Genomic DNA, 25,429 nt, shown 5'->3' with positions numbered 1-25,429 from the left:
GCCGTGACCACGCTCCTGCGCATCCTGCGCTTCACCCGCACCCTCGCCCCGTACTACGTCGGCATCATGATCGCCGCCGCCATCGTGACGGCCGCCGGGCTCGCCGTGCCGTTCATCACGGGGCGCGCGACCGACGTCGTCGTCGACGCGGTGTCGAGCGGGATCGCGGGGGATCCGGCGGCCGAGGCCGTGGCCGGCACCGTGGGCACGGTGCTGCTGCTCGCGCTCGCCCTGCTCGCGGTGAGCCTCGTGGAGGCGGGGATCGGCAACGTGGGCGGCTACTGGGGCGACGTGATGAGCGCGAAGATGCGCACGATCCTCTCGACCCGCTACTTCGAGCAGCTGCTCGCCCTGCCGCAGCGCTACTACGACGACGAGCTCACCGGCACGATCGTCGCGCGTCTGAACCGATCGATCTCCGAGGTCACGAACTTCATGAAGTCGTTCTCGAACCTCTTCGTGACGCTCATCCTCACGACGGTCTCGGTGCTCGCGATCAGCGCCTGGTACTACTGGCCGCTGGCCGTGCTCCTCGCGATCGCGTACCCCGTCTACTTCTGGCTCACCGCGCTCACGAGCCGGCGCTGGCAGCGTCTCGAGGGCGAGAAGAACGCGCACGTCGACGTCGCCTCGGGGCGCTTCGCCGAGGTGGTCGGGCAGATGCGCGTGGTGAAGTCCTTCGTGGGCGAGCGTCGCGAGCTGAACGCCTTCGCCGACCGCTTCGCCAGGACCGAGACGCTCACCGAGTCGCAGTCGCGGCACTGGCACCGCATGGACGCGCTGCGGCAGGGCGTGCTGCACCTCATCTTCTTCGGCCTCTACGCGATCATCTTCGTGCAGACCGTGACGGGGCGCTTCACCCCGGGCGACATGGTGATGCTCGTGCAGCTCATGGCGATGGCCAGGCAGCCGGTCACGAGCCTGAGCTGGGTCGTCGACACGGCGCAGCGCGCCATCGCGGGCTCGAAGTCGTACTTCGAGGTGATGGACCTGGATCCGGCGGCCGTGGACGGCGGCGGCGAGCGGCCGGTCGAACCGCGGGGCGACGGAGTCGGCGCCGCGGGATCGGCGGAGGCGGACGCTGCCGTCGGGCCGGGATCGGCCGGCGCGGGCGCGCCGCCCGCCATCGCGTTCCGGGGCGTGCGCTTCGGCTACGGCGATGCCGACGAGGTGCTCGCCGGCGTCGACTTCGCCGTGGCGCCGGGGGAGCGGGTCGCCTTCGTCGGCGAGTCGGGCGGCGGCAAGACCACCATCATGAGCCTCCTCATGGGCCTGTACGGCGTGCGCGACGGCCGCATCGAGATCGCGGGAGCCGGGCGCGGGCTGGAGGACCTCAGGCGCAGCATCGGCGTCGTGTTCCAGGAGCCCGCGCTCTTCTCGGGCACCGTGGCCGAGAACATCGCCTACGGCAGGCCGGGCGCGAGCCGCGCCGAGATCGAGGCCGTCGCCGCGCGCGCCGCCGTCGACCGCTTCGTCGACCAGCTCCCCGACGGCTACGACACCGTCGTCGGGGAGCGCGGCATCAAGCTCTCCGGCGGGCAGAAGCAGCGGATCGCCGTTGCGCGGGCGATGCTCAAGGATGCGCCGATCTTCGTGCTCGACGAGGCGACCTCCGCGCTCGACACGAAGTCCGAGCGGCTCGTGCAGGCCGGTCTCGAGGATCTCATGGGCGGTCGGACGAGCCTCATCATCGCGCACCGGCTGTCCACGATCGCCGAGGTCGACCGCATCGTGACGCTGAAGGACGGGCGCATCGACGAGATCGGCCCGCCGGCGGAGCTCGCCGCCTCCGGCGGCATCTACGCCGAACTGCTCGCGCTGCAGGCCTCCTCCGCCCGGGCGGACCGGAAGCGGCTGCAGGACTTCGACGTCGTCGGATAGCCCACGGCGGCGTCCCGGCCGACGGTCGTCGGCGGGCGTCGGCGGTCTGTGCCAGGGTGGAAGCGTCCCGAACCCCGAAGGAGGCCCCGTGCACGAGATCCAGTGCCCGCACTGCGGCAAGGCGTTCGCCGTCGACGAGGCCGGCTACGCCGACATCCTCGCGCAGGTGCGGGATCGCGACTTCGAGGCGCAGCTGCACGAGCGGCTCGAGCTCGCGGAGCAGGACAAGCGCCGGGCGCTCGAACTCGAGCGGGCGACCGCCGCGGGGGAGCGGCAGCGGGCCGAGGCGGCGAAGGACGCGCAGATCCAGGAGCTGCGGGCGCAGCTCGACGCCGGCGAGACCGCGCAGCGCCTCGCCGTGGCCGAGGCCGTCTCCGCCGTCGAGAAGCAGCGGGAAGCGCTGGCCCACGAGCTCGAGCAGCACCGCAGCGAGCAGCGCGCCGCCGAGGAGCTCGCCGCGTCGCGACTGGCGCAGGAGGTGCAGCGCGCGGAGGCGGCGAAGGACGCCGAGATCCAGGGCCTCCGGGCCGAGCTCGGACGCATCGAGCTGTCCCAGCAGCTCGCGATCTCGGAGGCGGTCGGCGCGGTGGAGCAGCAGCGCGACGAGCTGCGCGGCGGCCTCGAGCGGGCCGTGCTCGAGAGCGAGCTGGCCGAGCGCTCCCTGAAGGAGCGCTACGAGCTGCAGCTTCGGGACCGGGACATCGAGATCGAGCGGCTCCGTGACCTCAAGGCCAGGCTGTCCACGAAGATGCTCGGCGAGACGCTCGAGCTCCACTGCGAGAACACCTTCAACCAGGCGCGGGCGATGGCCTTCCCCAACGCCTACTTCGAGAAGGACAACGACGCCCGCACGGGGAGCAAGGGCGACTACATCTTCCGCGATGCCGATGCGGAGGGGATCGAGATCGTGTCGATCATGTTCGAGATGAAGAACGAGGCCGACACGACCGCCACGAAGCACAAGAACGAGGACTTCCTGCGCGAGCTCGACAAGGACCGGCGCGAGAAGGGCTGCGAGTACGCCGTGCTCGTGTCGCTCCTCGAGCCCGAGAGCGAGCTCTACAACGGCGGCATCGTCGACGTCTCCCATCGCTACCCGAAGACCTACGTGATCCGGCCGCAGTTCTTCCTGCCGCTCATCACGCTGCTGCGCAACGCGGCCCTGGGCGCGCTGCAGTACAAGTCGGAGCTCGCGCAGGTGCGCGCGCAGAACATCGACATCACCCAGTTCGAGGAGCAGCTCGACACCTTCAAGGACGCCTTCGGGCGCAATTACGACCTCGCCTCGCGGCAGTTCCAGGAGGCGATCAAGCGCATCGACACCTCTATCGCCGAGATGCAGAAGGTCAAGGACAACCTGCTGAAGTCCGAGAACAACCTGCGCCTGGCCAACGACAAGGCGCAGGGCGTTACCATCAAGAGGCTCACGCGAGGCAACCCGACCATGCAGGCGAAGTTCGCGGAGCTCGATCGAGCGCCGGGGGATGCCGGCGCGCCCGAGCCCTCGACGGGCGCCTGAGCGGATGGACGGCACGCGCATGACCCTCGGAACGATCCTCGACGACGGCGCCGGGCGCGAACCCGACGAGATCTTCGCCGCCTTCGAGGAGTGGAGCTGGGAGGAGCGGGGGCTCCGGCTGTACCCGGCCCAGGAGGAGGCGGTGCTCGGCATCGCGCTCGGCAGCAACGTCATCCTCGCGACCCCGACGGGCACGGGCAAGTCCCTCGTCGCCCTGGGCGCCCACTTCACGGCCCTCGCGGAGGGGCGGCGCACGGTCTACACGGCGCCCATCAAGGCGCTCGTGAGCGAGAAGTTCTTCGACCTCGTCGAGGTGTTCGGCGCGGAACGGGTGGGCATGGTCACGGGGGACACGTCCATCAATCCCGGGGCCCCGATCCTGTGCTGCACGGCCGAGATCCTCGCGAACCTCGCGATCCGCGACGCGGCGGCGGACGACCCGGAGGCGGGCGGCATCACGCAGGTGGTGATGGACGAGTTCCACTACTACGCCGATCCCGATCGCGGATGGGCGTGGCAGGTCCCGCTCCTGCTCATGGGCCGCGCCCAGTTCCTGCTCATGTCCGCGACCCTCGGCGATGTGACCGCGCTCGCGGAGGATCTCGAACGCCGCACCGGGCGCGACACCGCGCTCGTGACCGGCGTCGAACGGCCCGTGCCGCTCGCCTTCTCCTACGCGGTCTCGCCCGCGCACGAGGTCGTCGAGCGGCTCGTCGAGGAGCGCGAGACCCCCGCCTACCTCGTGCACTTCAACCAGTCGCACGCGGTCGAGCAGGCGCAGGCGCTCGCGAGCATCCGCATCGTCGATCGCGCCGGGCGCGACGAGATCGCCGACGCGATCGGCGCCTTCCGCTTCTCCACGGGCTTCGGCACGACCCTCTCGCGGCTCGTGCGCTCCGGGATCGGCGTGCACCACGCCGGCATGCTCCCGCGGTACCGGCGCCTCGTCGAGCAGCTCGCGCAGCGCGGGCTGCTGCGCGTCATCTGCGGCACCGACACCCTCGGCGTCGGCATCAACGTGCCCATCCGCACGGTCGTCATCACCGCGCTCACGAAGTTCGACGGCGAGAGGATGCGTCGGCTCTCGGCGCGCGAGTTCCACCAGATCGCCGGCCGCGCGGGCCGGGCCGGCTTCGACACCGAGGGCGACGTCGTCGCGCTCGCCCCCGAGCACGAGATCGAGAACGCGAAGGCCGCGGCGAAGGCGGCCGCGAAGGCGTCCGGGGCAAGAAGGCGAAGCCGGCGAAGAAGAAGGCCCCGCCGCAGGGCTTCGTCGCCTGGTCGGAGCAGACGCTCGAGAAGCTCGTCGCCGCCGAGCCCGAGCCACTGGTGAGCCGCATGCGCGTGACGCACGCGATGGTGCTCGGCGTCATCGGGCGCGGCGAGCAGCGCGAGGGCGAAGCGCTCGCGACCATGCGCACGCTCGTCTTCGGCAGCCACGAACCCCGGCGCGCCCAGTTCGCGCACGCCCGGACCGCGCTCGCGATCTTCCGGACGCTCCGTCGCGGTGGCATCGTCGAGGTGCACGAGGACGCGAGGGGGCAGCGGCTGCTGCGCCTCACGATCGAGCTGCAGGCGAACTTCGCGCTCAACCAGCCCCTGTCCCCGTTCGCCCTCGCGGCGATCGAGCTGCTCGACCCCGACGCGCCGAGCTACGCGCTCGACGTGATCTCGATCATCGAGGCGACCCTCGAAGACCCGCGGGCGATCCTCCGGGCCCAGGAGCACCGGGCCCGCGGCGAGGCCGTGGCGGCGATGAAGGCCGAGGGGATCGAGTACGAGGAGCGCATGGAGCGGCTCGAGGAGATCACGCATCCCCAGCCGCTGAAGCCCCTCCTCGACGAGGCCTTCCAGGCCTACACGAGCGAGGTGCCGTGGGCGCGGGACTACGCCCTGCGCCCGAAGTCGGTGGTGCGCGACATGGTCGAGCGCGCCTTCGGCTTCCGCGACATCGTCTCCTTCTACCAGCTCGGCCGCGCCGAGGGCGGCGTGCTGCGCTACCTCAGCGACGCCTACCGCGCCATCGAGCGCACGGTGCCCGAGCAGGCGAAGAACGCCGAGCTCGACGAACTCGTCGAATGGCTCGGCGAGCTGGTGCGCCAGGTCGACTCGAGCCTCATCGACGAGTGGCAGGAGCTCGCGAACCCCGAGATCGATCCGGAGGCCCACCGCGCCGCGCGGGCGCTGCTCGAGCTCGACGGCGATCCCGACACGCCGCTCGCCCCGCCGGCGCGCTCCGTGTTGGCGAACGATCGCGCGTTCACCGTGATGCTGCGCAACGCGCTCTTCCGCCGCGTGCAGGCCGCCGCGTTCGAGCGCACGGCCGAGCTCGCGGCCATGGAGGCGGAGGCCGCGGCCGCGGCGGCGGCGACCGCGGGCGCGCATCCCGGCGCACTGCCCGGCGGGACCGGACTCGGCGAGACGGAGTGGCGCGACGCCCTCGACGACTACTTCGCGGACTACGATGAGATCCGTGTGGACGCCGACGCGCGAGCGGCCGGGCTCCTCGAGCTCGACCGCGACGCGGAGGTCGTCGCCGACGGGGTGTGGCGGTTCCGCCAGGTGCTGCTCGACCCGGACGGCGACCGCGACTGGGGCATCGAGGGGGTCGTCGACCTCGCCGCCTCGGAAGCCGAGGGGGAGCCCGTGGTGCGGGTGCTCCGCATCGGGCCGCACGCCGGGGTGTGAGTCCCGGACCAGGTCGACGCGAGGAGCCGCGGCGAGGCCGGGCGAACAGGGGGAAGACATGATTCCGTACGAGGAGCGGACGCGCGTGCTCGTGGTCATCGGCACGCGGCCCGAGGCGATCAAGATGATCCCGGTGATCCGGGCGCTCCAGGCGTCCGAGACCTTCCGGCCCGTGGTCATCGCCACCGGGCAGCACACCGACCTCGTCGACGAGCTGCTCAGGCGATCGGGCATGCGGGTCGACGCGAACCTCCGGGTCTCCGAGGCGAGCGACGGCGTGCGCCCGACGCTCAACGGCATGTTCGCCCGCGTGATGACGGGCATCGATCGCATCTGGGCGAGCGACACGGTCGACGAGCCGTTCCGCGCCGATGGCCGGCGCAGGGTCTCCGGCGCGGCCGCGTGCCTGGTGCACGGCGACACGAGCTCGGCGGCGGCCGCGGCGCTCGCCGCCTTCAACCTGCAGATCCCCGTCGTGCACGTCGAGGCGGGCCTGCGCACCTCGAACCTGCTCTCGCCGTTCCCCGAGGAGGGGAACCGCCAGCTCATCTCGCGCATCGCGGCGCTCCACCTCGCGCCGACCACGGCGAACAAGATGAACCTCGTCCGCGAGGGCGTGGACTACGATCGCGTGCTCGTCACCGGCAACACCTCGATCGACATGCTCAGCTGGGCCTCCTCCTGGGCTGGCGGATTCGGTCCCGGGCTCGAGGCGCTCGAGCCCGACTCGGACGGGTCGGGGCCGCGCATCGTGCTGGTCACGGCGCACCGGCGGGAGAACTGGGGCGCCGGACTCGAGCGCATCGCGGCCGCCGTGCGCACCCTCGCGGAGCGCTACCCCGAGACGCGCTTCGCCATCCCGATGCACCCGAATCCGGTGGCCCGCGCTCCGCTGCAGGCCGCGCTCGCCCACCTGCCGAACGCGCACCTCGTCGAGCCCCGCGAGTACCTCGATTTCGCGCGCCTCATGGATGCGGCGCACCTCATCATCACCGATTCCGGCGGGGTGCAGGAGGAGGCGCCCGCGCTCGGCACGCCGGTGCTCGTGGCCAGGGATACGACCGAGCGGCAGGAGGGCGTGCAGGCCGGCACGCTCACGCTCGTCGGCACCGATCCCGAGCGGATCGTCGCGGAAGCCGCCCTGCTGCTCGACGACGCCGCGGCGTACGCCGCGCGGTCGGCGAAGCGCAACCCCTACGGCGACGGGCGCGCCTCCGAGCGGATCGTCCAGGCGCTCGAGCACATCCTCCGGGAGGGCCGGGCGCCCGCCGAGCTCACAGGCGACGCGCTCCGCGAGGCGGTGCGCCGCCGACTCGGGCTCGACGCGGCGGACACCCTCGCGACGGAGGCGCCCGCCGCCGCGACGGAGTCGTCCGCCGCTCCCGAGTCTGCCGCCGCGCCCGAGGCGCCGCATGGCTGAGCTCGTCGACTTCCTGGTCCATCTGTACGACGGGATGCCGGTCTGGGCGATCCCGGTCTTCTGGATCGCGCTCGTGTGCATCCTCTCCGGCGTCGTCTCGCTCGCGGTGCTCATCGTCCGCGCGGGCATGCAGCGCCGGCGGGGCCGCCGCAGCCCGCGCTCCCGCGAGGATTCCGCGGAGGCCGAGTTCCTCTGGGTCTTCATGGTGCCGGCGCTCAACGAGGAGGTCACCATCGCGGACTCCGTCGGGCGCCTGCTCGACGTCGAGGTCACGCACAAGACGATCCTCGTCATCGACGACGGCTCCGACGACGCGACCGGGGAGATCCTCGCCGGGATCGCGTCGCCCGAACTGACGGTGCTCAGCCGCGTGCTCCCGGAGGCGAGGCAGGGGAAGTCGGAGGCGCTCAACGATGCGTGGCGCTACCTGCACCGCGAGGTGCTCGGGAGCGGTCGCTACGCGGGATGGGATCCGCGCCGGGTCATCGTGGCCATCGTCGACGCCGACGGCCGCCTCGATCCCGCCGCGTGGCGGGCGGCGGAGCACTTCGCCGCCTCCGAGCGCTGCGGCGGCGTGCAGTCGCAGGTGCGCATCTACAACCGTCGCGGGTTTCTCACCTGGTCGCAGGATCTGGAGTTCGCGGTCTTCGGCTCCGTGTTCCAGCTCGGTCGCATGGCCTGGGGCACCGCGAACATGGGGGGCAACGGCCAGTTCAACCGGCTCGCCGCGCTCGACGAGGTGACGGTGACGGACGCCGCGGGGCGAATCGGGCCGTGGCGCGCGGGCCGCCTCACGGAGGATCAGGACATTGGCCTCCGCCTGATCCACGCGGGATGGCGCGGGGCGCAGGCCGACGACGTGACCATCGAACAGCAGGGGCTCCACTCGCTGCGCGCCCTCTACCGCCAGCGCACCCGCTGGGCGCAGGGGTCGTGGCAGGTGCTCGATCTCCTCGGACCGAGCGTCGGCAATCGCCGTCTCGGCGTCGCGGCGCGCTGCGATCAGCTCTGGTACCTGCTCACCCCGCTCGTGCAGGCCTGGGTCGGTCTCTCCGTCGTGCTGAGCGTGGTCTTCCTGGCGTTCGAGTGGGTGCGGCCGGAGTGGTCGATCCTGATCCTCGTGCTCTTCTACGTGTTCTCCGCGGCGCCGGGGATCGCCGGCGTGCTGTTCGCGCGCCGCCGCCGCGGCATCGTCCCCGTGCTGGCCAACCTGCTGCTCGCGCATCTGTACCTGATCTACTCCTGGCTCATCTACCCGGTCGTCTACCGCGCGCTGCTGCGGCAGTTGTTCGGGCGGACCGGCTGGGCCAAGACGAAACGCGAGGCGCTCGACCCGGCGCCCGAGGAGGGAGCGGCATGACGCTCACGAAGACGGCGTTCCTCGCCGCGGCCGACCACACCCTGCTCGCTCCGGGGACGACCCGGGCGGAGCTCGCGGCGTTCCTCCGGGACGCGCACGGGCTCGGGGTGCCGCGGGTGTGCGTGAGCCCCTCGCTGCTGCCGATCGACCCCGAGCTGCTCGGGGAGCTCGAGGTGGTCGCGGTCGTCGGCTTCCCCTCCGGGGCGCACGCAGCCGCGGTGAAGGCGGCCGAGGCGGCGCGCGCCGTCGCGGATGGCGCCCGTGAGATCGACATGGTCGTGAACCGCGGGCTCGCCCGCGCGGGCGACCTCGCCGGGGTCGAGACGGAGATCCGCGCCGTGCGCGAGGCCGTGCCCGGCCGGGTGCTCAAGGTGATCCTCGAGTCCGCGGCGCTCTCGAACGCCGAGATCATCGGCGTCTGCCGCGCCGCGGAGGCCGCCGGCGCAGACTTCGTCAAGACGTCCACGGGCTTCGACCCGGCGGGAGGAGCGAGCCTCGACGCCGTGCGCCTCATGGCGAGCGCGGTCGACGGGCGCCTCGGGGTGAAGGCCTCGGGCGGCATCCGCACGGCCGAGGCCGTGCGGGCCTTCGCCGCGGCCGGCGCCACCCGCTTCGGCGTGTCCGGCACCGCCGCGATCCTCGCCGGCTGGGACGATCCGGCGGCCGGGGCGACCGCGGAGCGGGAACCGGCCGGGTACTGAGCGGCCGGGGTGCCGGAACGGGCCGCGCGCGTCAGTCGGTGACGGCCTCCACGAGGATCCGTCGCGCCTGCCCGGCATCGATCCCGAGCTCCCGCAGCCCGGCGGCCGCCTCGAGGGCGATCCGGCGCGCCGCCGCGATGACGGGATCCTCGCCGAGCGCGACGAAGGTGCCGGCGCGACCGCGGCCCTCCACGACCCCGGCGGCCTCGAGCGCCTTGTAGGCGGCGGCGACCGTGTTCACCGCCAGCCCGAGCTCGCCGGCGAGGGCGCGGATGGTCGGCAGACGCTGCCCCGGCCGCAGCGTTCCCGCGGCGATCGCGTGCACCGCGGCGTCGTGCAGCTGCCGGTACGGCGGCGCGTCGCTCCCCGCATCGACACGGAAGAGCCGCGGCCATTCCGGCGCCCCGAGCGCCCGCCCCTGCGGCGCCGTCTCCCCACCGGCCGTCCGTGCGTCGCCCTCGCTCATAAGCCCAGCGTAGGGGACGGTGCTCGGGCGCGCGGGGAGACCGGCCGATCCCACTAGACTCTCCCCATGCGTCTCGGAGTGATCGACGTCGGATCCAACACCGTCCACCTGCTGGTCGTGGACGCGCACCCGGGCGCGAGCCCCGTGCCGTACCACTCGCAGCGCTCGGTGCTGCGGCTCATGCGCTATCTCGACGCCGATGGCGCGATCGCCGAGGAGGGCGTGCGCCGCATCGTCGACGCGGTCCGCGAGTCGGCGGAGGCGGCGCGCGAGGTGGGCGTCGACGACCTCATCTCCACGGCCACGAGCGCGATCCGGGAGGCCGCGAACGGCGAGGAGGTCCTCGCCCGCGTGACCCGCGAGACGGGCGTCGTGCTGCGCGTGCTCTCCGGCGAGGACGAGGCGCGGATCACGATGCTCGCCGTGCGGCGCTGGCTCGGCTGGTCGGCGGGGGAGATCCTGCTGTTCGACATCGGCGGCGGCTCCTTCGAGATCGCCCAGGGCGCCGATGAGTACCCCGATGTGCAGGTGTCGCTGCCGCTCGGGGCCGGGCGTTCGACCATCAACTTCCTCGCCGAGGATCCGCCCCCGCGGGAGGCCGTCTCCCGCCTGCGCGCCCACGCCCGCGCCGAGTTCACGCGCGTGCGCGACGAGATCTTCGCGGATCGCCCGCGCCCCACGCGCGTCGTCGGCACCTCGAAGACGATCCGATCCCTCGCCCGGCTCGTCGGCGGACCGCCCGACCCGATCACGGGCGATCTCGCCCAGCTCCACTACGTCGGCCTGCGCGAGTGGGAGCCGTCGCTGCGCGAGATGCCGGGCAGCGTGCGCGAGTACCTCCCGGGCATCACCCCCGAGCGCGGCTACCAGATCATGGCCGGGGCGATCGTGCTGCGTACGGCGATGAAGGTGTTCGGCGTCGACACGCTCACGATCTCGCCGTGGGCGCTCCGCGAGGGGATCGTGCTGCGCTACATCGACGCGCTCGACGGCCGCGGCGCCGAACCGGTGCGGCGCGCGGCGCGCTGAGGGGACCGGCGGGCGCGTCCTCGCGCCGAGCCCGCCCGGTGACGATGCGACCCCGCGCGCAGCTCGTCCGGCCGGTGGTGCGCCGGCAGTACTGGATGTCGAGCCGGGTGAGCTCCGCGAGGGCGCGCAGCGCCGAGATGTCCGCGAGCCCCGAGAGATTCTTCAGTCGCAACGAGGCGAGCCCGGGGAGCGCGGCGATGCCGTCGAGGCTCGCGAGCTTCGTGCCGGAGACGAGCGCGAGCCGCTCCAGCGGTCGTCCGGCGAGTGCCTCGAAGATCTCGCCGCCCACGGGGAGCCGCAGGAGCTCGAGGCCGCGCAGCGGGAGCCGCAGCAGCTGCGGCAGATCGCGGAGCGCGCAGTCGGGGACGACGGCGAGATGCTCGAGGTTCGGGAGCATGTCGGGATCGACGCGGAGCCTGCCGAGCACCGTGAGGGAGCGCAGGCGGGGGAGCGCGAGCTCGGGCCAGACCAGGATCCGGCCGGATTCCTCGAGGAGGCGGAGCTCCTCGAGCGTCTCCGGGAACCCGCCGGGCTCGGCCCGGGTGATGAGCGACGGCTCGGCGCTGCCCGCGCCGATGCTCAGCGAGCGGAGCGCCGGCATCGCGCCGATGATCTCGGGGAGGCGGGCGAAGCGGTCGTCGCGGGGTGCCCAGAGCTGCGCGTCCTCGACGCGCTCGAGCACCTCGGGATCGGGCCGGTCGACGGAGAGCCGCTCGCGGCTCGGATCGGGGAACGCCGTGGCGTGGCGGCTGCGCAGCAGGACGGTCGGCTTCGGGCGGTCGGGCATGCTGGCGTTCTCCGTCTCGGGCTCCGGTCGGCGCCGGGCGCGGATCTCCGCGGCGCGGGAGTCGCGCGGTTGCGTCGCTCGGGAATGCTGTTCCGGCGCCGTCCCCGTGACGCGCGTCGCCGGCCCGGTATAGAGTGCGCGTCAAGGGGGCACCATGGACGAGCATAGCGGGAGAGCATCGCGGGAGACCCGAGAGACGATCGACTGGTGGGAGAGCGGGCCGGTCTTCTCGACCGTGGAGCACGGCCCCCGCGTCACCCGTCTCCGGCCGGAGTTCGCCAGCAATCTCCGCGTCTGGGACTTCGTCGTGGCGGCATGCGTCGTCGCGTGCTGCGCGGCGCTCGCCGTCGTGGGTATCGCCGCGCTCGTCTCGAGCGCCAAGCCCTGGGGCTACTGGTGGCTCGCCCTCGCGATCCCCGCGGCGCTCGCCGCGGGCTGCGTGCCGTTCGGCATGATGTTCCTCGGCGCAGCCCGCTACGGCCGGGGCGGCATCGCCGGTGCGCTGGGGCTCGCGGGCGTCCTGCTCGGACTCGGGATCGGCTGCGCCGTGAACGCGCTGCTGCCGTGGAGCGCCGGCGTGCTCGCCGGCGCGGGCCTCGGCGCGGGTGCCGGCGCGAACCCGGGATCGATGCCGGAGGAGACGATGCCCGAGGGGTCGGAGGCGATGCCGAACCCGGTGCTGCTCGGCTTCGCCGCGGCGCTCGCGCTCGCGGCCGGGATCGTCGCGGCGACCGTGCCGGGCGCGCTCCGAGCCGCACGACGCGGCGCGGCGCGGATCCTGCGCCTGCGCGCGCACGGCGCGATGTACGCGGGGGAGGTCTCGGCGCTGCCGGATCCCGGTCGCTGGCGCGGCCGCGGCGAGATCCCGATCCGCTATCGGGATGACGCGGGGGAGCAGCGCATCGCGGCGACCCTGCACGCGGCGTCCTTCCGTGTCCCGATGCCGGGGACTCGCCTGCTCGTCTTCGTGGGGTCACCGGCCGGCGCCCCGCCGGAGCCCCGCGAGGTGCATATCGAGCTCGACCCCGAGTGCGTTCCGGAGTTCGATCCGCACACCGCGCGCTACGAGGCGCAGTCCCCCGGAGGGAGCATGTAGCGGGGCGCGGGGAGGACGCGCCCGGGCCGCCGCGAGCGTCGCGTCGTTTTGAGTTCCTCCGCGATCCGCGGTAGAGTGATCTCTCGGTGCCGCGCTCTTCGGAGGCCGCGGGATCACCAGTGGGATATGGTGTAATTGGCAACACTACGGTTTCTGGTACCGTCATTCTAGGTTCGAGTCCTGGTATCCCAGCCACGTCGGAGCCCCGATGCCTCACCGGAGGGTCGGGGCTTTCGCATGTCCGGCCGTCGGCAGTCGGCACTGCCGGGCGGGCGGCCGCGATCGGGTCGCCGGGTCGTCGTCGGATCCCGCCCCCTGTCATTCTGAGCCCCGTTGCCCTGAGCCCTCGTCGCCCCTGGATCGCCTCGTCGCCCCCGGATCGCCCGGCCGCCGCGCAGCCCGGTGCCCGCGCAGCCCGGTGTCCGCGCAGGCGTTCGTGAACGCGTCGGTGCAGACGCGTGGGGAGTCCTGAGCGGCTGCCCGGTCGCTGCAGCGGGAGCCGCATCCGTGGAAGGATCGAAGCATGGGCAGCACTTCCTCCGGACCGACGCGCCGCACCCGGACGTCGGGGTCTTCGGGCCGGGCGTCATCGGCGCGGGCGTCGGGCTCGCAGGACCGGGCCTCGTCGGCACCCGCATCGTCGACGAAGTCCGGCGCGCTGCGCAGCTGGGCAGCCGTCCTCGCGGTGCTGCTCGGCGTCTGGGCGGTCTTCTTCGGGATCCCCGCGGGCATCCGCTTCCTCAAGGCGCCGCCCATCTCCGAGGGCTTCGGGATCGAGGACGCCGTCGTCGCCCTGCGGCTCGACGCCCGCGACACCTCCTACCTCGTGCTCGTGAACGAGGCCGGCGAGACCCGCTCGGTCCAGCTCGAGGAGCGCGGCTTCGAGAACTCGCGTATCGCGTGGTCGGAGGCCGGGATGAGCACCGGGGGGCCGACGAAGGAGTATCTGATCGGCGAGAGCGGACTGACGGAGCTCCCGTTGCCCGCGACCGATGGCGCCCTCTTCGAACACGCGCGCCTCACCACCGACGATGGCTTCCTCGTGCGTACGGGATCGACGATCGGTGGGGATGTGCTGGCCTTCGTCGACGCCGAACGGCGGAGCCTGGAATCGGTGTCCGCGGGGTACGGGGGCGCCGCGCTCGCGAGCTGCGACGGCGAGGCCGTGACGGTGAGCGAGGATGGCGTGCGGAGCGTCACCCGCGAGTCCCCCGAGCTCACCGGGCTCGGCGTCTTCGACGGGGTCGGCACCCTCGAGTGCGACGGCGAGCGGGTGTACGGGCTCGACGAGATCTCCGACGGCGCGCGATCCGAGGAGCGGCTCCGGGTGTGGGATCGCGCGGCCACGGGAGCGGAGGAGATCCTGATCCGCTACCCCGATGGCCTGATCGACACGTTCCCCGGGACCGCGTTCGTCCACGACGGCCGCCTCTACTGGTCCGCGGACTGGCGGCTCTGGTCGATCCCGGTGCCCGAGAACCGCGGCGCACACCGTGTCGCGACCGCCCCGGAGGGATCAACTGCGCACCGGGAGCCCGTCGTGGCCGAGGCGGTGCCGGCGGCCGAACTCGGCGGCTTCATCGACGACTACGAGCTCGTCGTCGGGAGCGACGACGGAGTGCTCGCGGCGAGCGGCGGTCGTGTCTTCGGCGTGGCCGAGGAGGACGAGTTCGTCAACCCGAGCAAGGGACCGTCCTACGACAAGCTCCTGGGCCTCGCGATCGTGAGCGCCGACGTCGGAACGGGCGAGTGGCGCGTCGAGATCGATATCGACGACATCGACTTCCCGAAGCGCGATCTGCACGTCCACGCGATCGCCGTCGACCCCGAGTGGGCCGCCGGGCGCTGAGCCTCGCGACGCCCGCACCGAGCACGCCTCGCGAGCGCCTCGGCCGGCGGCGGCGAGCTCGTCCCGTCCTCCCCGTCCTCGCCGTCCCTCTCGGCCACCCTGTCTTCCCCGCCCGCGTCGTCCCTCTCGGCCACCCCGTCTTCCCCCGTCCGCTCGCACGTCACTCGTCGCGACTTGCCGGGCTCTCAAGTCGCGATTCCTGACGTGCGAGCGGGGTCGGTGAAGCGAGGAGGGGAGGGGACGAGCACCGAACGGAGCGGAGCGCGCAGGGCCCGAGCCGCGCGATGCGGCGTCGGATCACCCGGCGACGGCCACCGCGGGGGTGTTCCGGATCGAGTCGTCGATCGTCGAGAGCGGTCCGCCGACCCGGTACCGCGCACCCCGGTGATCCTCCGGAAGCCGATCGCCGGCGCCGAAGAGCCGGTCGCGCAGCGTGCCGGGCGCGTACTCGGTCGGGTAGACGCCACGACGCTGCAGTTCGGGGACGACGTGCTCGACGACGTCCTCGAAGGTTCCGGGGGTGATCGCGTACGCGAGGTTGAAGCCGTCGACACCGGTCTCCGCCACGATCCGCTGCATCTCGTCGGCCACCGTCGCGGCGGAGCCGACGACCGTCGCCCCGAGGCCCGCGATGCCGTTGCGCTCCACCATGTCGCGGATCGTCCAGACCCGCCCCTCGTCGTTCTCCTCCTGGAACGCGGCCACGGTCGACTGGATCGCGTTGCTCTGCACGTTGCCGAGCGGCTCGTCGAGCTCGTAGCGGGACAGGTCGACACCCATCCACCCCGAGAGGAAGGTGAGCGCGCCCTCGGGGCTCACGTAGGAGAGGTAGTCCTCGTGCTTGCGCCGCGCGAGCTCGTCGGTCTCGTCGACGATCACCGTGAGCAGCAGGTAGATCTTGGCCGCGTCGGGGGAGCGGCCGGCGTCCACGAGGGCGGCGCGGATCGCGTCGACGCTGCGCTTGGCGACCGCGTTCGTGGGCGCGGCGATGAAGACGGCCTCGGCGTGGCGCGCCGCGAATGCGATGCCACGGGGCGAGGCCCCGGCCTGGAAGACGAGCGGCGTGCGTTGCGGGGAGGGCTCGGAGAGGTGGATCCCCGGCACGGTGAAGTGCGTCCCCCGGTGGCCGATGTGGTGCACCTTGTCGGGCTCGGCGAACACCCCGCGCTCGCGATCCCGGACGACCGCGTCATCCTCCCACGAGCCCTCGAGCAGCTTGTAGACGACCTCGAGGTACTCGTCGGCGTGGTCGTAGCGCTGGTCGTGCTCGAGCTGGTCCGCCTGGCCGAGGTTCCGCGCGGCCGACGGCAGGTAGCCCGTCACGACGTTCCAGCCGACGCGGCCCCTCGTGAGATGGTCGAGGGTGGAGAGCCGCCGGGCGAAGGGCACCGGATGCTCGAACGCCGTGCCCGCCGTGATCCCGAACCCCACGTGCTCGGTCACGGCGGCCATCACCGCGGCGAGCTGCACCGGGTCGTTGACGGGGACCTGCGCGCCGTTGCGGATCGCGGCGACGTCGTCGCCGCCGTAGACGTCGTAGGTGCCGAGCACGTCGGCGATGAAGATGCTGTCGAAGAGCCCCCGCTCCGCGATGCGCGCGAGCTCCGTCCAGTACCCGATGTCCTTGTAGTTCCAGGACCGGTCATCGGGGTGCCGCCACAGTCCCGAGCTCTGATGGGCGACGCAGTTCATATCGAAGGCGTTGAGCCTGATGTGCTGCGGGGGCTGCGCTGCTGCGGACACGGGGACGCTCCTTCGAACTCGACGTCGGAGTCCGCGGGGCGCGAGGACCGACGTCACCGAAGGTACTCGGAGCGCGGTCCGCCGTCACCGCCGGGGCGCCAGTGTTGCGCCGCGTGACGCGCGGGATCGGACGGTACGACGCGACGCCCGCGCGCGGGCCTGCCGTGAGCGACGGCGAACCGCGTCCGCGCACGCCGACCGCGCTCGGGAGCGCGGACGGCGTGCCTGCGCGGATCAGGAGGCGGGGGTCTCGGATCCGTCGCCCGCCTCGGACTCCGCCGGGGTGAAGTTCAGCGAGAGCGAGTTCATGCAGTAGCGGTTGCCGGTGGGCGTGCCGAAGCCGTCGGGGAATACGTGGCCGAGGTGTCCGCCGCAGCGTGCGCAGCGGACCTCCGTGCGCACCATGCCGTGCGAAGTGTCCTCGAGCAGTTCCACCGCGTCGGGCCGCACCGACTCGTAGAAGCTCGGCCAGCCGCAGTGCGAGTCGAACTTGGTGCCGCTCACGAAGAGCTCGTTGCCGCAGCCGGCGCAGGTGTAGAAGCCGGCGCGATCCTCATCGAGCAGCTCACCCGTCCACGCGCGCTCCGTGCCCGCGTTGCGCAGCACCTCGTACTGCTCCGCGCCGAGCTCCGCGCGCCATTCCTCTTCGGACTTCGAGACGTCGTATGCCATGCTGCGATTCTACGCCGTCGGGGCGCCCGGCGCCCTCGGGTTCGCCCGCAGCGTGGATCCGTGCACGCTGCGCCCTCGGAGTTCACGCGAACCGGGGGAATCGCGGAGAACACGCCCGTTTCGAGTGAATTCCGAAGGGCCGCAGCAGGGGACACGGGGGAAGTGGTGCGGGGGAGGGGGAGAACGAGCGCGCGGGTGGTGGATCGAAGGGCCCGGGAGGTGGGTCGATGGGTCCGGGAGAAGGCCAGAGGACGCGGAAGCGGGCGCGGCGCGGGCGGGGCTCCTCTATCCTGGAAGGATGACGGACATGCGCTCCCAGGCCAGCTATCAGGTGCGACTCGGCTGGGGGAGCGCGGCGCTCGAGCGGCTCGCGGAGTCCGGGATCGTGGTCGTCGTGGATGCGATCGAGGATCCGGTCGGATCGGCTGCCGCCGCGGGCGATGCGGGCCCGGCCGCCGAGACGGACGGCGCCGCGCCGACCAGCGCCGCGGACAGCCTCGCGCGCCGCGCCGCCGCGTCGCCGCACGCTCCGGCGGTCTTCCGGGCCTCACTGCGGAACGCGACGGCGACGGCCCGCGCCGTCTACGCGGAGCAGCTCGCCCGCGGCGGGCGCACCGCGATCAACCTCGTGCTCGTGGGCGAGCCGGATGAGCGCACCGGCACCGGCACCGGCACCGGCACCGGCGGCGGCGCTGCTGCGCGCGACACCGCTGCCGTCGCCGGCGGTTTCGCCGTCGAGGACTACCTCGCCGCCGGGGCGATCGGCGACGCGCTCTCGGCGCTCGGGATCGACCACACCTCGCCCGACCTCGCCGTCGCGACCGAGGGATTCCGGCCGCTCACGCGGGCGCTGAAGCACCTGGTCTCCGCGAGTGCCGCGGGGCTCGCGCTCGCCGCCGCCGACGGCCGGGACGCGGTGCATGCGGCTGCGGCGCTCGACGCGGACGACGACGCCCACCGCGTCGCCTGAGCGGTTGCCGACTCGCCCGAGCCCGAGCCCGAACCCGAACCCGAGCCCGCGCCCGGTCCCGAGGGCGACCGAGACCGAGGGCGACCGAGACCGAGGGCGACCGAGACCGAGGGCGACCGAAACCGAGTTGAGCCGAGCCCGATCCCGAGGTCGACCGGGATCGAGCCAGAGTCGAGCCGATCCCGAGCCCGAGGTTGACCGAGTCCGAGCCCGAGCAGAGCTCGGGTCTCCATGCCGACGCACCTGAGGCCGCGCTGGTCGCGCGAGCACGCGCGCGACCAGCTCACAGCCGCGTCCCCGCAGTGCCCCGCTCGGGCCGGCGCCGGCGCGGGCCTCAGCGGGCGACGACCTGCCGCTTCGAGGAGATGACGCCCGTGTCGAAGCCGGCGAGGTGCAGCCCGCCGTGGAAGCGGGCGTGCTCGATCTTCACGCAGCGATCCATCACCACATCGAGGCCGCCCTCCTCGGCGATGGCAGCGGCCTCCTCGTTCCAGGATCCGAGCTGCAGCCACAGCGCCTTCGCGCCGACCGCGACGGCCTCGCGGGCGACGTCGGGGAGATCCTCGTCCCGGCGGAACACATCGACGATGTCGGGCACCACGGGGAGATCCGCGAGGGAGGCGTACGCCCGCCGTCCGAGGATCTCGTCGGCCCGCGGGTTCACGAAGTACACCTGGTAGGGCGAGCTCGACAGCAGATAGGTGCCGACGAAATAGCTCGCGCGCGCCGGATTGCTCGACGCGCCCACGATCGCGATGGATGACGCGCGGCCGAGGATCCCGAGGCGCTCGGCGGCGCTCGGTCCCTGCCAGCGGCGGACCGCGGCGGCACCCGACCCGGCGAGGACAGGGGCTCCCGCGGCATTCGAACCCGCGGCAGGGGCCCCCGCGGCATGAGCCGCTGCGGGATCGGAGGGGGCCGCGCCGGGGAGGGCGCAGGCGGATCCGGCGGGTGCCGGATCGGGGGTCGTGGCGTCGCTCATCGCTGTGCTCCTGTCGCGAGGGTGAGGGCCTGATCCAGATCCCAGATGATGTCCTCCGGGTCCTCGATGCCCACCGAGATGCGGATGAGGTCGGCCGGCACGCCGGCCGCCTCCAGCTGCTCGGGGGTGAGCTGCTGGTGCGTGGTCGAGCCGGGATGGATGACGAGGGTGCGCGCGTCCCCGATGTTCGCCAGGTGGCTCGCGAGCTGCAGGGATTCGATGAGCTTCTCGCCCGTGCTGCGGGCGGCCTGCAGCCGCTCCGCCTCCGAGGCGAAGTCGCCGGAGGGCCTCACGCCGAAGGCGAACACCGATCCGGGGCCGAGCGGGAAGTACTTCTGCGCCCGGTCCTGGTGCGGGTGGCCGTCGAGACCGGCCCAGGTGACGAAGGACACGCGCGGATCGCTCGCGAGCCACTCGGCGACGAGGCGCGCGTTCGCGACGTGCGCGTCGATGCGCTGCGGCAGCGTCTCGACGCCCTGCAGCAGGTTGAAGGCCGCCTGGGGGCTGAGCGACGGCCCGATGTCGCGCAGCTGCTCGCTGCGGAGCTTCGTGAGGAAGCCGTACTCGCCGAAGTTGTCCCACCACCTGATGCCGCCGTAGGAGTCGACCGGCTCGGTCATCGCGGGGAACTTGCCGTTGCCCCAGTCGAACGTCCCGGCCTCGACCACGATGCCGCCGAGGGTGGTGCCGTGGCCGCCGAGGAATTTCGTGACGGAGTGGATGACGATGTCGGCGCCGTGCTCGATGGGGCGCAGGAGGTAGGGCGTCGCGAGCGTCGCGTCGACGACGAGCGGGATGCCCGCCTCGTGCGCGACGGCCGCGAGCCCCTCGAGGTCGGCGATCTCACCGCCCGGGTTGCCGATCGCCTCGACGTAGAGCACCTTCGTGTTCGCGCGGATCGCCTTCCGGAACTCCTCGGGGTCGGCGCTCGCGACGAAGCTCGTGTCGACGCCGAAGCGGCGCAGCGTGACGTCGAGCTGCGTCACCGTGCCGCCGTACAGCTGCGCTGAGGCGACGATGTGGTCGCCGTGGCCCACGAGCGCCGCGAAGGTGATGAACTCGGCGGACATGCCGCTCGCGGTCGCGACGGCCCCGATCCCGCCCTCGAGGGAGGCGATGCGCTCCTCGAGCGCCGCGACCGTCGGGTTGCCGATGCGCGAGTAGATGTTGCCGTACTTCTGCAGGGCGAAGAGGTTCGCGGCGTCCTTCGCGTCGTCGAACACGAAGGAGGTCGTCTGGTAGATGGGCACGGCGCGCGCGCCGGTGCTCGCGTCGGGGGTGCCCCCCGCGTGGAGGGCCCGGGTGCGGAACCCGAAACGGTGATCGCTCATGTGAGCTCCTTCGCTGGAACGTGCGGGGATCGGGCCAGGCGCACGGCGTCGCGCACGCCGTCGACGGCCCAGGGGTTCTGCAGGCTGGTGGTGTCTCCGAGCGTATCGCCCTGCCACAGCTGCGCGAGCAGCCGCCGGAGGATCTTGCCCGAGCGAGTCTTCGGGAGTTCGGGCACGCGGACGATGATCGCGGGCTTCGCGATCGGCCCGATATCGCGGGCCACCCGGGCGCGGAGCTCGTCGTGATCCGCGACGCCCGCGGCGCCGTCGACCACGAAGGCGGCGACGGCCTGACCGGTCACGGGGTGCGCCACCCCGGTCACCCCGGCCTCGCCGACCGCCGGATGGGCGACGAGCGATGACTCGATCTCGATGGTCGAGAGGCGGTGGCCGGAGACGTTCACCACGTCGTCGAGTCGGCCGAGGATCCAGAAGCAGCCGTCGGCGTCGATCGTCGCGCCGTCGCCCGCCACGTAGTAGCCGCCGTGCGGCCCGCGCCCCGCGTACGGGGCCCAGTAGGCATCGCGGTAGCGCTCGGGATCGCCCCACACGGTGCGGGCCATGCCCGGCCAGGGCCTGCGGGCCACGAGGGTGCCGGCGCGGCCGGGCGCGACGGGATCGCCCGTCTCGTCGACGACGGCCATGTCGATGCCGGGCAGCGCGACCGTCGCCGAGCCGGGCTTCACCGCGGTGACCCCGGGCAGCGGTGCGATCATCGCCGCACCGGTCTCCGACTGCCACCAGGTGTCGACGACCGGGGTCTCGTCGCGTCCGAAGTTGCGGCGGAACCACACCCAGGCCTCCGGGTTGATCGCCTCGCCGACCGTGCCGAGCAGGCGGATCGAGGAGAGGTCGTGGCCCTCGGGCGTTCCGGCTCCGGGCAGGGCGTCGCCGAACCAGGTCATGAAGGTGCGGATGAGGGTCGGCGCCGTGTAGTAGACGGTGACCCCGTAGCGCGCGATGATCTCGAGGTGCCGCTCGCGGTGCGGGGCGTCGGGCGTGCCCTCGTAGATGACCTGGGTGAGGCCGTTGGTGAGCGGGCCGTAGATCTCGTAGCTGTGGGCGGTGACCCAGGCGAGGTCGGCCGTGCACCAGTGGACATCCCCGGGCTTCGCGTCGAAGTGCGCCCAGTGCGCGTAGCTCGCGTGCGTGAGATAGCCGCCGGTCGTGTGCACGAGCCCCTTCGGCTTCCCCGTGGTGCCGGAGGTGTAGATGATGAAGAGCGGGTGCTCGGCGTCGAAGGCGCGCGCCTCGTGGGTGTCGGGCTGCGCGTCGACGGCGTCGTGCCACCACACGTCGCGGCCCGGCGTCCACGGCACGTCCTGGCCCGTCCGACGCACGACGAGCACGTGCTCGAGCGCGGGCAGACCCCGAGCCGCCTCGTCGGCGGTCGACTTCACCTCGACCGCGCGGCCGCGGCGGAACTGGCCGTCGCTCGTGACGAGCAGCTTCGCGCCCGTGTCCTGGAGCCGGAAGCGCACGGCCTCGGCGGAGAAGCCGCCGAAGACGAGGGAGTGCGCGGCGCCGATCCGCGCGCAGGCGAGGGCGATCACGATGGTCTCGACGAGCACGGGGAGGTAGACGACGACGCGGTCGCCCGGCTCGACGCCGAGCGCGGTCAGGCCGTGCGCGGCGCGGGACACGCGGCGCTGCAGCTCGGCGTAGCTCACGGCCTCGCGGTCGCCGGGCTCGCCCTCGAAGAACAGCGCGACCTGTTCGCCCCGGCCCGCGTCCACGTGCCGGTCGACGCAGTTGACCGCGGCGTTGAGGCGGCCGCCCGCGAACCACGTCGCCTCGGGCACGCTGAGCCCCGACGGGCCCGTCACCGGCGGGGACCAGGTGTGCGCGGTGCGCCAGGGCTCCGCCCAGTCGAGGCGGGCGGCCTGCCGCTCCCAGAAGGCGATCGGATCGGCTTCGGCCTCCGCATAGGCCGAGGCATCGACGTTCGCTCGGGCGGCGAAGGCGGCGGGCGGCGGGAAGACGCGGGTCTCGTGCAGGCGCGCCTCGCTCGCGCCGTTCACATCCACCTCTTCAGCACGGCGCGCTCGAAGAGCACGAGGATCGCGTTGGTGATGGTGCCGAGCAGAGCGAGCAGCACGATGGCGAGCAGGATCCGGTCGACGCGGCCGGTCTGCTGCGAGTCGTTGAGCATCCAGCCGAGGCCCATGGAGGCGGCGATGAGCTCGGCGGCGACGAGGAAGAGCCAGGCCTGGGCGAGCGCGAGCCTGAGGCCCGAGACGACGGAGGGGACCACGGCGGGCAGCTGCACCGTGCGGAAGAGGGACCAGCCGCGCAGCCCGAAGGTGCGCCCGGCCTCCACGAGCTGCGGGTCGACGTGGCGGAGCGCGTCGGCCACGGTCGTGTACACGGGGAAGAAGGCGCCGATCGCGATGAGGATGATCTTCGACTCCTCGCCGACCTGGAACCACAGGATGAGCAGCGGCACCCACGCGAGCGACGGCACGGCGCGGATGGCGACGAGCATCGGGGCGAGCAGCACGGCGCCCGCCCGCGACAGGCCGACGAGCGCGGCGAAGACGAGCGCGACGGCGGTGCCGGCCAGGAAGCCGATGAAGACGCGCTGCACCGAGATCGCGATGTGCAGCCACAGCTCGCCGCGCTGCGCGAGCTCGATGCCGGCCTCGACCACCGACCAGGGGCTGGGCAGGCGGTAGGGCGGCATGATCCCGGTCGCCGTGACGTACTGCCACGCCGCGAGGATGACGAGCGGGACGACGAAGCCTCCCGCGATCCTCACCCAGCCGCGCGCGAAGAACGGGGGGCGCGGCGCGCCTCCCGAACGCTCGGCCGCGCGCCCGGCCGCCGGAGCGTCCGGGCGCGCGACCGCCGTCGTGCCATCGGTCATTCGGTCGCCTTGAGCGCGAACTCGTCGTGCACGATCGTCGCGATGGCCTCGTCGAGGGCGTCCTGCCCGCCCGCGACGTCGCCCGACTCCGCGATGATCGGCGAGATGGTCTCGAGCACGGCGAGCTGCGCGTCGCCGGGGACGCCGGAGACGTCGAGGTTGGAGCGCTCGTCGATGACGGTCTGCGCGACCTCGAGGTCGATCGACGCCGCGTCGGCGAGGAGCTGCGCAGTCTCCTCCGGGTGGGCGAGCGCCCACGCGCGGGCCTCCTCGTAGGCGTCGACGACGACCTGCGCGACGTCGGCGTGCTCCGTGATGAACTCCTCGGTGGCGTTCAGGAAGCCGTAGGTGTTGAAGTCGACGTTGCGGTAGACGAGCTGGTCGTCCGACTCGACCTCGGCGGCGGCCATGATCGGGTCGAGCCCGGCCCACGCGGCGACCGAGCCGCCGTCGAGCAGCGCGCGGCCGTCCGCGTGCTGCACGTTCTGCACCTCGACGTCGTCGACGCTGAGGCCTGCCTCCTCGAGCGCCTGCAGCAGGAAGAAGTAGGGGTCGGTGCCCTTCGTCGCGGCGACGGACTGGCCCGCGAGCTCGGCCACGTCGGTGATGCCGCTGTCGGGGCCGACCACGATCGCGGACCACTCCGGCTGGGAGTAGACGTCGATCACCTGGATGGGCGAGCCGTTCGCGCGGGCGAAGAGCGCCGCGGAGCCCGCGGTCGAGCCGACGTCGATGGAGCCCGAGCGCAGCAGCTCGTTCGCCTTGTTGCTGCCGGCGGACTGCAGCCACTCGACCTCGACGGAGTCGCCGAGGACCTCCTCGATGAGGCCCTGATCCTTGACGACGAGGCTGAGCGGGTTGTAGGTCGCCCAGTCGATGGACAGCGTGGTCGTCGACCACTCCCCGGAGGCGGCCTCGGGGGCATCGCCCCCGGAGTTCTCGCCCTGCACGCAGCCGGTCAGGCTGAGCGCGATCAGGCCCGCGGCGGCGAGGGCGGGGACGGTGCGTCGGGTGAGGGTGCTCATGCGTTCTCCTGTGTCGTGAGCTTGTGCACGCCCAGCCCGTCGAGCAGGGCGCTGCGGAGGTCGGTGAAGCTGCGCGCGCCGCGGTCGCGCGGGCGGGATCCGGGGACGGGCACGAGGCGCGCGATGGAACCGGAGCGACGCGGCTCGAGATCGGCTGCCGCGGGCACCGGATCGGGGGTGCGCGCGGGTCCCAGCGCGCCCATGCCCGAGGTCGAGCCGAGAGCGACGACGCGGGCGCGCGGGCGCTCGGGCTCGGCCTGCGCGGCGTGGAGATTGCGCAGGAGGAGCACGTGGTCCGCGAGGTAGAGCGCCTCCTCGACGTCGTGCGTGACGAGCACCACGGTGGTCGGCTGGGCGCGGTGGATGTCGAGCAGCAGGTCGTGCATCTTCAGCCGCGTGAGCGCGTCGAGGGCGCCGAAGGGCTCGTCGAGGAGCAGCACACGGGGGCTGCGGGCGAGGGCTCGGGCGAGCGAAGCGCGCTGCGCCATGCCGCCGGAGACCTCGCGGGGCCGCTGCTCCGCGGCATGGCTGAGGCCGACGAGCTCGAGGAGCTCGGCCACGCGCTCCTTCGCGGCGCGGCCGCGGGTGCCGCGGGGCAGGCCGATGGCGACGTTCTGCGCGATGGTGCGCCAGGGCAGGAGCCGAGGCTCCTGGAAGGCGATCGCCGTGGTGTCGTCGTGGGCGCGCACCTCCTCGTCATCGAGCGCGATCGCGCCCGCCGTGGGGGCGTCGAGCCCACCGATGAGGCGCAGCAGCGTCGACTTGCCGCAGCCGGACGGGCCGACGACCGCGATGATCTCGCCCGCCTCGACGTCGAGGGAGACGTCGCGCAGCACGGTGCGCGCCCCGTCCGTCGTCGGGAAGGTGCGTTCGACGCCGCGCAGCCGCACCCGTCCCGCGGGGGCGGTCGCGGCGGGGGCGACGGGTTCGGGCATAGTGACCAAGCATGCCGAACGCCGGCCGGATCGCGAAGGCGGCTCGTAACACTCCGACGCAATCGGGCCGCGGCGGCTCGGGCGGGCACGGTTCGGTCGGGCACGGCTC

The 25,429-nt window shown here is 72.9% G+C and carries 19 protein-coding genes, 1 tRNA gene and 1 pseudogene; 11 read left to right on the top strand and 10 right to left on the bottom strand.

The window, feature by feature from the left end:
- Positions 1 to 3 precede the first annotated feature (3 nt).
- From MUN78_RS09375 to deoC, 6 genes and pseudogenes are all read left to right on the top strand, one after another.
- On the top strand, positions 4 to 1,881 hold the full coding sequence (locus tag MUN78_RS09375; protein ID WP_244725992.1) for an ABC transporter ATP-binding protein: 1,878 nt from the start codon (positions 4 to 6) through the stop codon (positions 1,879 to 1,881).
- An 88-nt stretch (positions 1,882 to 1,969) separates the two neighbouring features.
- Complete coding sequence (locus MUN78_RS09370) at positions 1,970 to 3,400, top strand: DUF2130 domain-containing protein (protein ID WP_244725990.1); 1,431 nt, start codon at positions 1,970 to 1,972, stop codon at positions 3,398 to 3,400.
- A gap of 19 nt (positions 3,401 to 3,419) precedes the next feature.
- Positions 3,420 to 6,088, top strand: a pseudogene (locus MUN78_RS09365) (DEAD/DEAH box helicase).
- A gap of 58 nt (positions 6,089 to 6,146) precedes the next feature.
- On the top strand, positions 6,147 to 7,508 hold the full coding sequence (gene wecB, locus MUN78_RS09360) for a non-hydrolyzing UDP-N-acetylglucosamine 2-epimerase (RefSeq protein WP_244725988.1): 1,362 nt from the start codon (positions 6,147 to 6,149) through the stop codon (positions 7,506 to 7,508).
- Entirely contained in the window at positions 7,501 to 8,868 is a 1,368-nt protein-coding gene (locus MUN78_RS09355; RefSeq protein WP_244725986.1) for a glycosyltransferase, read from the top strand. The genes wecB and MUN78_RS09355 overlap by 8 nt, the downstream gene beginning before the upstream one ends.
- Entirely contained in the window at positions 8,865 to 9,569 is a 705-nt protein-coding gene (gene deoC / locus MUN78_RS09350) for a deoxyribose-phosphate aldolase (protein WP_244689380.1), read from the top strand. Before MUN78_RS09355 ends, deoC begins: the two co-directional genes overlap by 4 nt.
- Positions 9,570 to 9,600: 31 nt before the next feature.
- Here deoC and MUN78_RS16695 read toward each other — a convergent pair whose 3' ends face one another.
- On the bottom strand, positions 9,601 to 10,035 hold the full coding sequence (locus MUN78_RS16695; protein ID WP_255821005.1) for a GntR family transcriptional regulator: 435 nt from the start codon (positions 10,033 to 10,035) through the stop codon (positions 9,601 to 9,603).
- Between the two features lie 66 nt (positions 10,036 to 10,101).
- On the opposite strand from MUN78_RS16695, the gene MUN78_RS09340 reads away from it, so the two are divergent.
- Positions 10,102 to 11,064: a Ppx/GppA phosphatase family protein gene (locus MUN78_RS09340; RefSeq protein ID WP_244689378.1), complete on the top strand. Its 963-nt coding sequence runs from the start codon at positions 10,102 to 10,104 to the stop codon at positions 11,062 to 11,064.
- Here the strand turns inward: MUN78_RS09340 and MUN78_RS09335 are convergent.
- A complete protein-coding gene (locus MUN78_RS09335; RefSeq protein ID WP_244725984.1) occupies positions 10,964 to 11,851 on the bottom strand; it encodes a hypothetical protein in 888 nt (295 codons plus the stop codon). The two genes, MUN78_RS09340 and MUN78_RS09335, sit on opposite strands and share 101 nt — an antisense overlap.
- A gap of 154 nt (positions 11,852 to 12,005) precedes the next feature.
- Here MUN78_RS09335 and MUN78_RS09330 point away from each other — a divergent pair, with 154 nt between their 5' ends.
- The 3 genes from MUN78_RS09330 (at position 12,006) to MUN78_RS09320 (ending at position 14,796) form a co-directional block, all read left to right on the top strand.
- Positions 12,006 to 12,947: a hypothetical protein gene (locus MUN78_RS09330; RefSeq protein WP_244725982.1), complete on the top strand. Its 942-nt coding sequence runs from the start codon at positions 12,006 to 12,008 to the stop codon at positions 12,945 to 12,947.
- A gap of 120 nt (positions 12,948 to 13,067) precedes the next feature.
- A tRNA-Gln gene (locus MUN78_RS09325) sits at positions 13,068 to 13,142 on the top strand.
- 328 nt (positions 13,143 to 13,470) lie between these two features.
- Positions 13,471 to 14,796, top strand: a complete 1,326-nt coding sequence (locus tag MUN78_RS09320) for a hypothetical protein (protein WP_244725980.1) — start codon at positions 13,471 to 13,473, stop codon at positions 14,794 to 14,796.
- A gap of 297 nt (positions 14,797 to 15,093) precedes the next feature.
- On the opposite strand, the gene MUN78_RS09315 is transcribed toward MUN78_RS09320, so the two are convergent.
- On the bottom strand, positions 15,094 to 16,539 hold the full coding sequence (locus MUN78_RS09315) for an LLM class flavin-dependent oxidoreductase (protein WP_255821004.1): 1,446 nt from the start codon (positions 16,537 to 16,539) through the stop codon (positions 15,094 to 15,096).
- A gap of 234 nt (positions 16,540 to 16,773) precedes the next feature.
- Positions 16,774 to 17,211 (bottom strand): peptide-methionine (R)-S-oxide reductase MsrB, encoded by a 438-nt coding sequence (gene msrB, locus MUN78_RS09310; protein ID WP_244725978.1) that lies wholly within the window; start codon positions 17,209 to 17,211, stop codon positions 16,774 to 16,776.
- A gap of 307 nt (positions 17,212 to 17,518) precedes the next feature.
- Here msrB and MUN78_RS09305 point away from each other — a divergent pair, with 307 nt between their 5' ends.
- Entirely contained in the window at positions 17,519 to 18,181 is a 663-nt protein-coding gene (locus MUN78_RS09305) for a phosphosulfolactate phosphohydrolase (RefSeq protein WP_244725977.1), read from the top strand.
- Positions 18,182 to 18,515: 334 nt separating this feature from the next.
- Here the strand turns inward: MUN78_RS09305 and MUN78_RS09300 are convergent, their stop codons facing one another.
- The 6 genes from MUN78_RS09300 to MUN78_RS09275 all read right to left on the bottom strand — a co-directional run bounded on the left by MUN78_RS09300 (position 18,516) and on the right by MUN78_RS09275 (position 25,320).
- On the bottom strand, positions 18,516 to 18,959 hold the full coding sequence (locus MUN78_RS09300; protein WP_244730056.1) for a CoA-binding protein: 444 nt from the start codon (positions 18,957 to 18,959) through the stop codon (positions 18,516 to 18,518).
- Positions 18,960 to 19,159: 200 nt separating this feature from the next.
- Entirely contained in the window at positions 19,160 to 20,494 is a 1,335-nt protein-coding gene (locus tag MUN78_RS09295) for an O-acetylhomoserine aminocarboxypropyltransferase/cysteine synthase family protein (protein WP_244725975.1), read from the bottom strand.
- The gene (gene acs / locus MUN78_RS09290; protein ID WP_429952173.1) at positions 20,491 to 22,515 is read right to left on the bottom strand and encodes an acetate--CoA ligase; all 2,025 of its coding nucleotides are present in this window, start codon (positions 22,513 to 22,515) and stop codon (positions 20,491 to 20,493) included. The genes MUN78_RS09295 and acs overlap by 4 nt, the downstream gene beginning before the upstream one ends.
- On the bottom strand, positions 22,512 to 23,360 hold the full coding sequence (locus MUN78_RS09285) for an ABC transporter permease (protein ID WP_244725971.1): 849 nt from the start codon (positions 23,358 to 23,360) through the stop codon (positions 22,512 to 22,514). The genes acs and MUN78_RS09285 overlap by 4 nt, the downstream gene beginning before the upstream one ends.
- Positions 23,357 to 24,385: an aliphatic sulfonate ABC transporter substrate-binding protein gene (locus tag MUN78_RS09280; RefSeq protein WP_244725969.1), complete on the bottom strand. Its 1,029-nt coding sequence runs from the start codon at positions 24,383 to 24,385 to the stop codon at positions 23,357 to 23,359. The genes MUN78_RS09285 and MUN78_RS09280 overlap by 4 nt, the downstream gene beginning before the upstream one ends.
- Positions 24,382 to 25,320, bottom strand: coding sequence for an ABC transporter ATP-binding protein (locus MUN78_RS09275; RefSeq protein ID WP_244725968.1), 939 nt, complete (start codon positions 25,318 to 25,320; stop codon positions 24,382 to 24,384). The genes MUN78_RS09280 and MUN78_RS09275 overlap by 4 nt, the downstream gene beginning before the upstream one ends.
- Positions 25,321 to 25,429: the final 109 nt, after the last annotated feature.

Source organism: Leucobacter allii (assembly GCF_022919155.1).
Classification (GTDB): Bacteria; Actinomycetota; Actinomycetes; order Actinomycetales; family Microbacteriaceae; genus Leucobacter; species Leucobacter allii.
Note: the sequence above shows the minus strand (reverse complement) of the source record. Positions and strands in the feature narration are given on the sequence as shown.

Excerpts from the sequence above, each read along its gene's own strand:
- wecB (WP_244725988.1), top strand. The coding sequence starts at position 6,147 with ATGATTCCGTACGAGGAGCGGACGCGCGTGCTCGTGGTCATCGGCACG.
- MUN78_RS09355 (WP_244725986.1), top strand. The coding sequence starts at position 7,501 with ATGGCTGAGCTCGTCGACTTCCTGGTCCATCTGTACGACGGGATGCCG.
- deoC (WP_244689380.1), top strand. The coding sequence starts at position 8,865 with ATGACGCTCACGAAGACGGCGTTCCTCGCCGCGGCCGACCACACCCTG.
- MUN78_RS16695 (WP_255821005.1), bottom strand. The coding sequence starts at position 10,035 with ATGAGCGAGGGCGACGCACGGACGGCCGGTGGGGAGACGGCGCCGCAG.
- MUN78_RS09340 (WP_244689378.1), top strand. The coding sequence starts at position 10,102 with ATGCGTCTCGGAGTGATCGACGTCGGATCCAACACCGTCCACCTGCTG.
- MUN78_RS09335 (WP_244725984.1), bottom strand. The coding sequence starts at position 11,851 with ATGCCCGACCGCCCGAAGCCGACCGTCCTGCTGCGCAGCCGCCACGCC.
- MUN78_RS09330 (WP_244725982.1), top strand. The coding sequence starts at position 12,006 with ATGGACGAGCATAGCGGGAGAGCATCGCGGGAGACCCGAGAGACGATC.
- MUN78_RS09320 (WP_244725980.1), top strand. The coding sequence starts at position 13,471 with ATGGGCAGCACTTCCTCCGGACCGACGCGCCGCACCCGGACGTCGGGG.
- msrB (WP_244725978.1), bottom strand. The coding sequence starts at position 17,211 with ATGGCATACGACGTCTCGAAGTCCGAAGAGGAATGGCGCGCGGAGCTC.
- MUN78_RS09305 (WP_244725977.1), top strand. The coding sequence starts at position 17,519 with ATGCGCTCCCAGGCCAGCTATCAGGTGCGACTCGGCTGGGGGAGCGCG.
- MUN78_RS09295 (WP_244725975.1), bottom strand. The coding sequence starts at position 20,494 with ATGAGCGATCACCGTTTCGGGTTCCGCACCCGGGCCCTCCACGCGGGG.
- MUN78_RS09285 (WP_244725971.1), bottom strand. The coding sequence starts at position 23,360 with ATGACCGATGGCACGACGGCGGTCGCGCGCCCGGACGCTCCGGCGGCC.
- MUN78_RS09280 (WP_244725969.1), bottom strand. The coding sequence starts at position 24,385 with ATGAGCACCCTCACCCGACGCACCGTCCCCGCCCTCGCCGCCGCGGGC.
- MUN78_RS09275 (WP_244725968.1), bottom strand. The coding sequence starts at position 25,320 with ATGCCCGAACCCGTCGCCCCCGCCGCGACCGCCCCCGCGGGACGGGTG.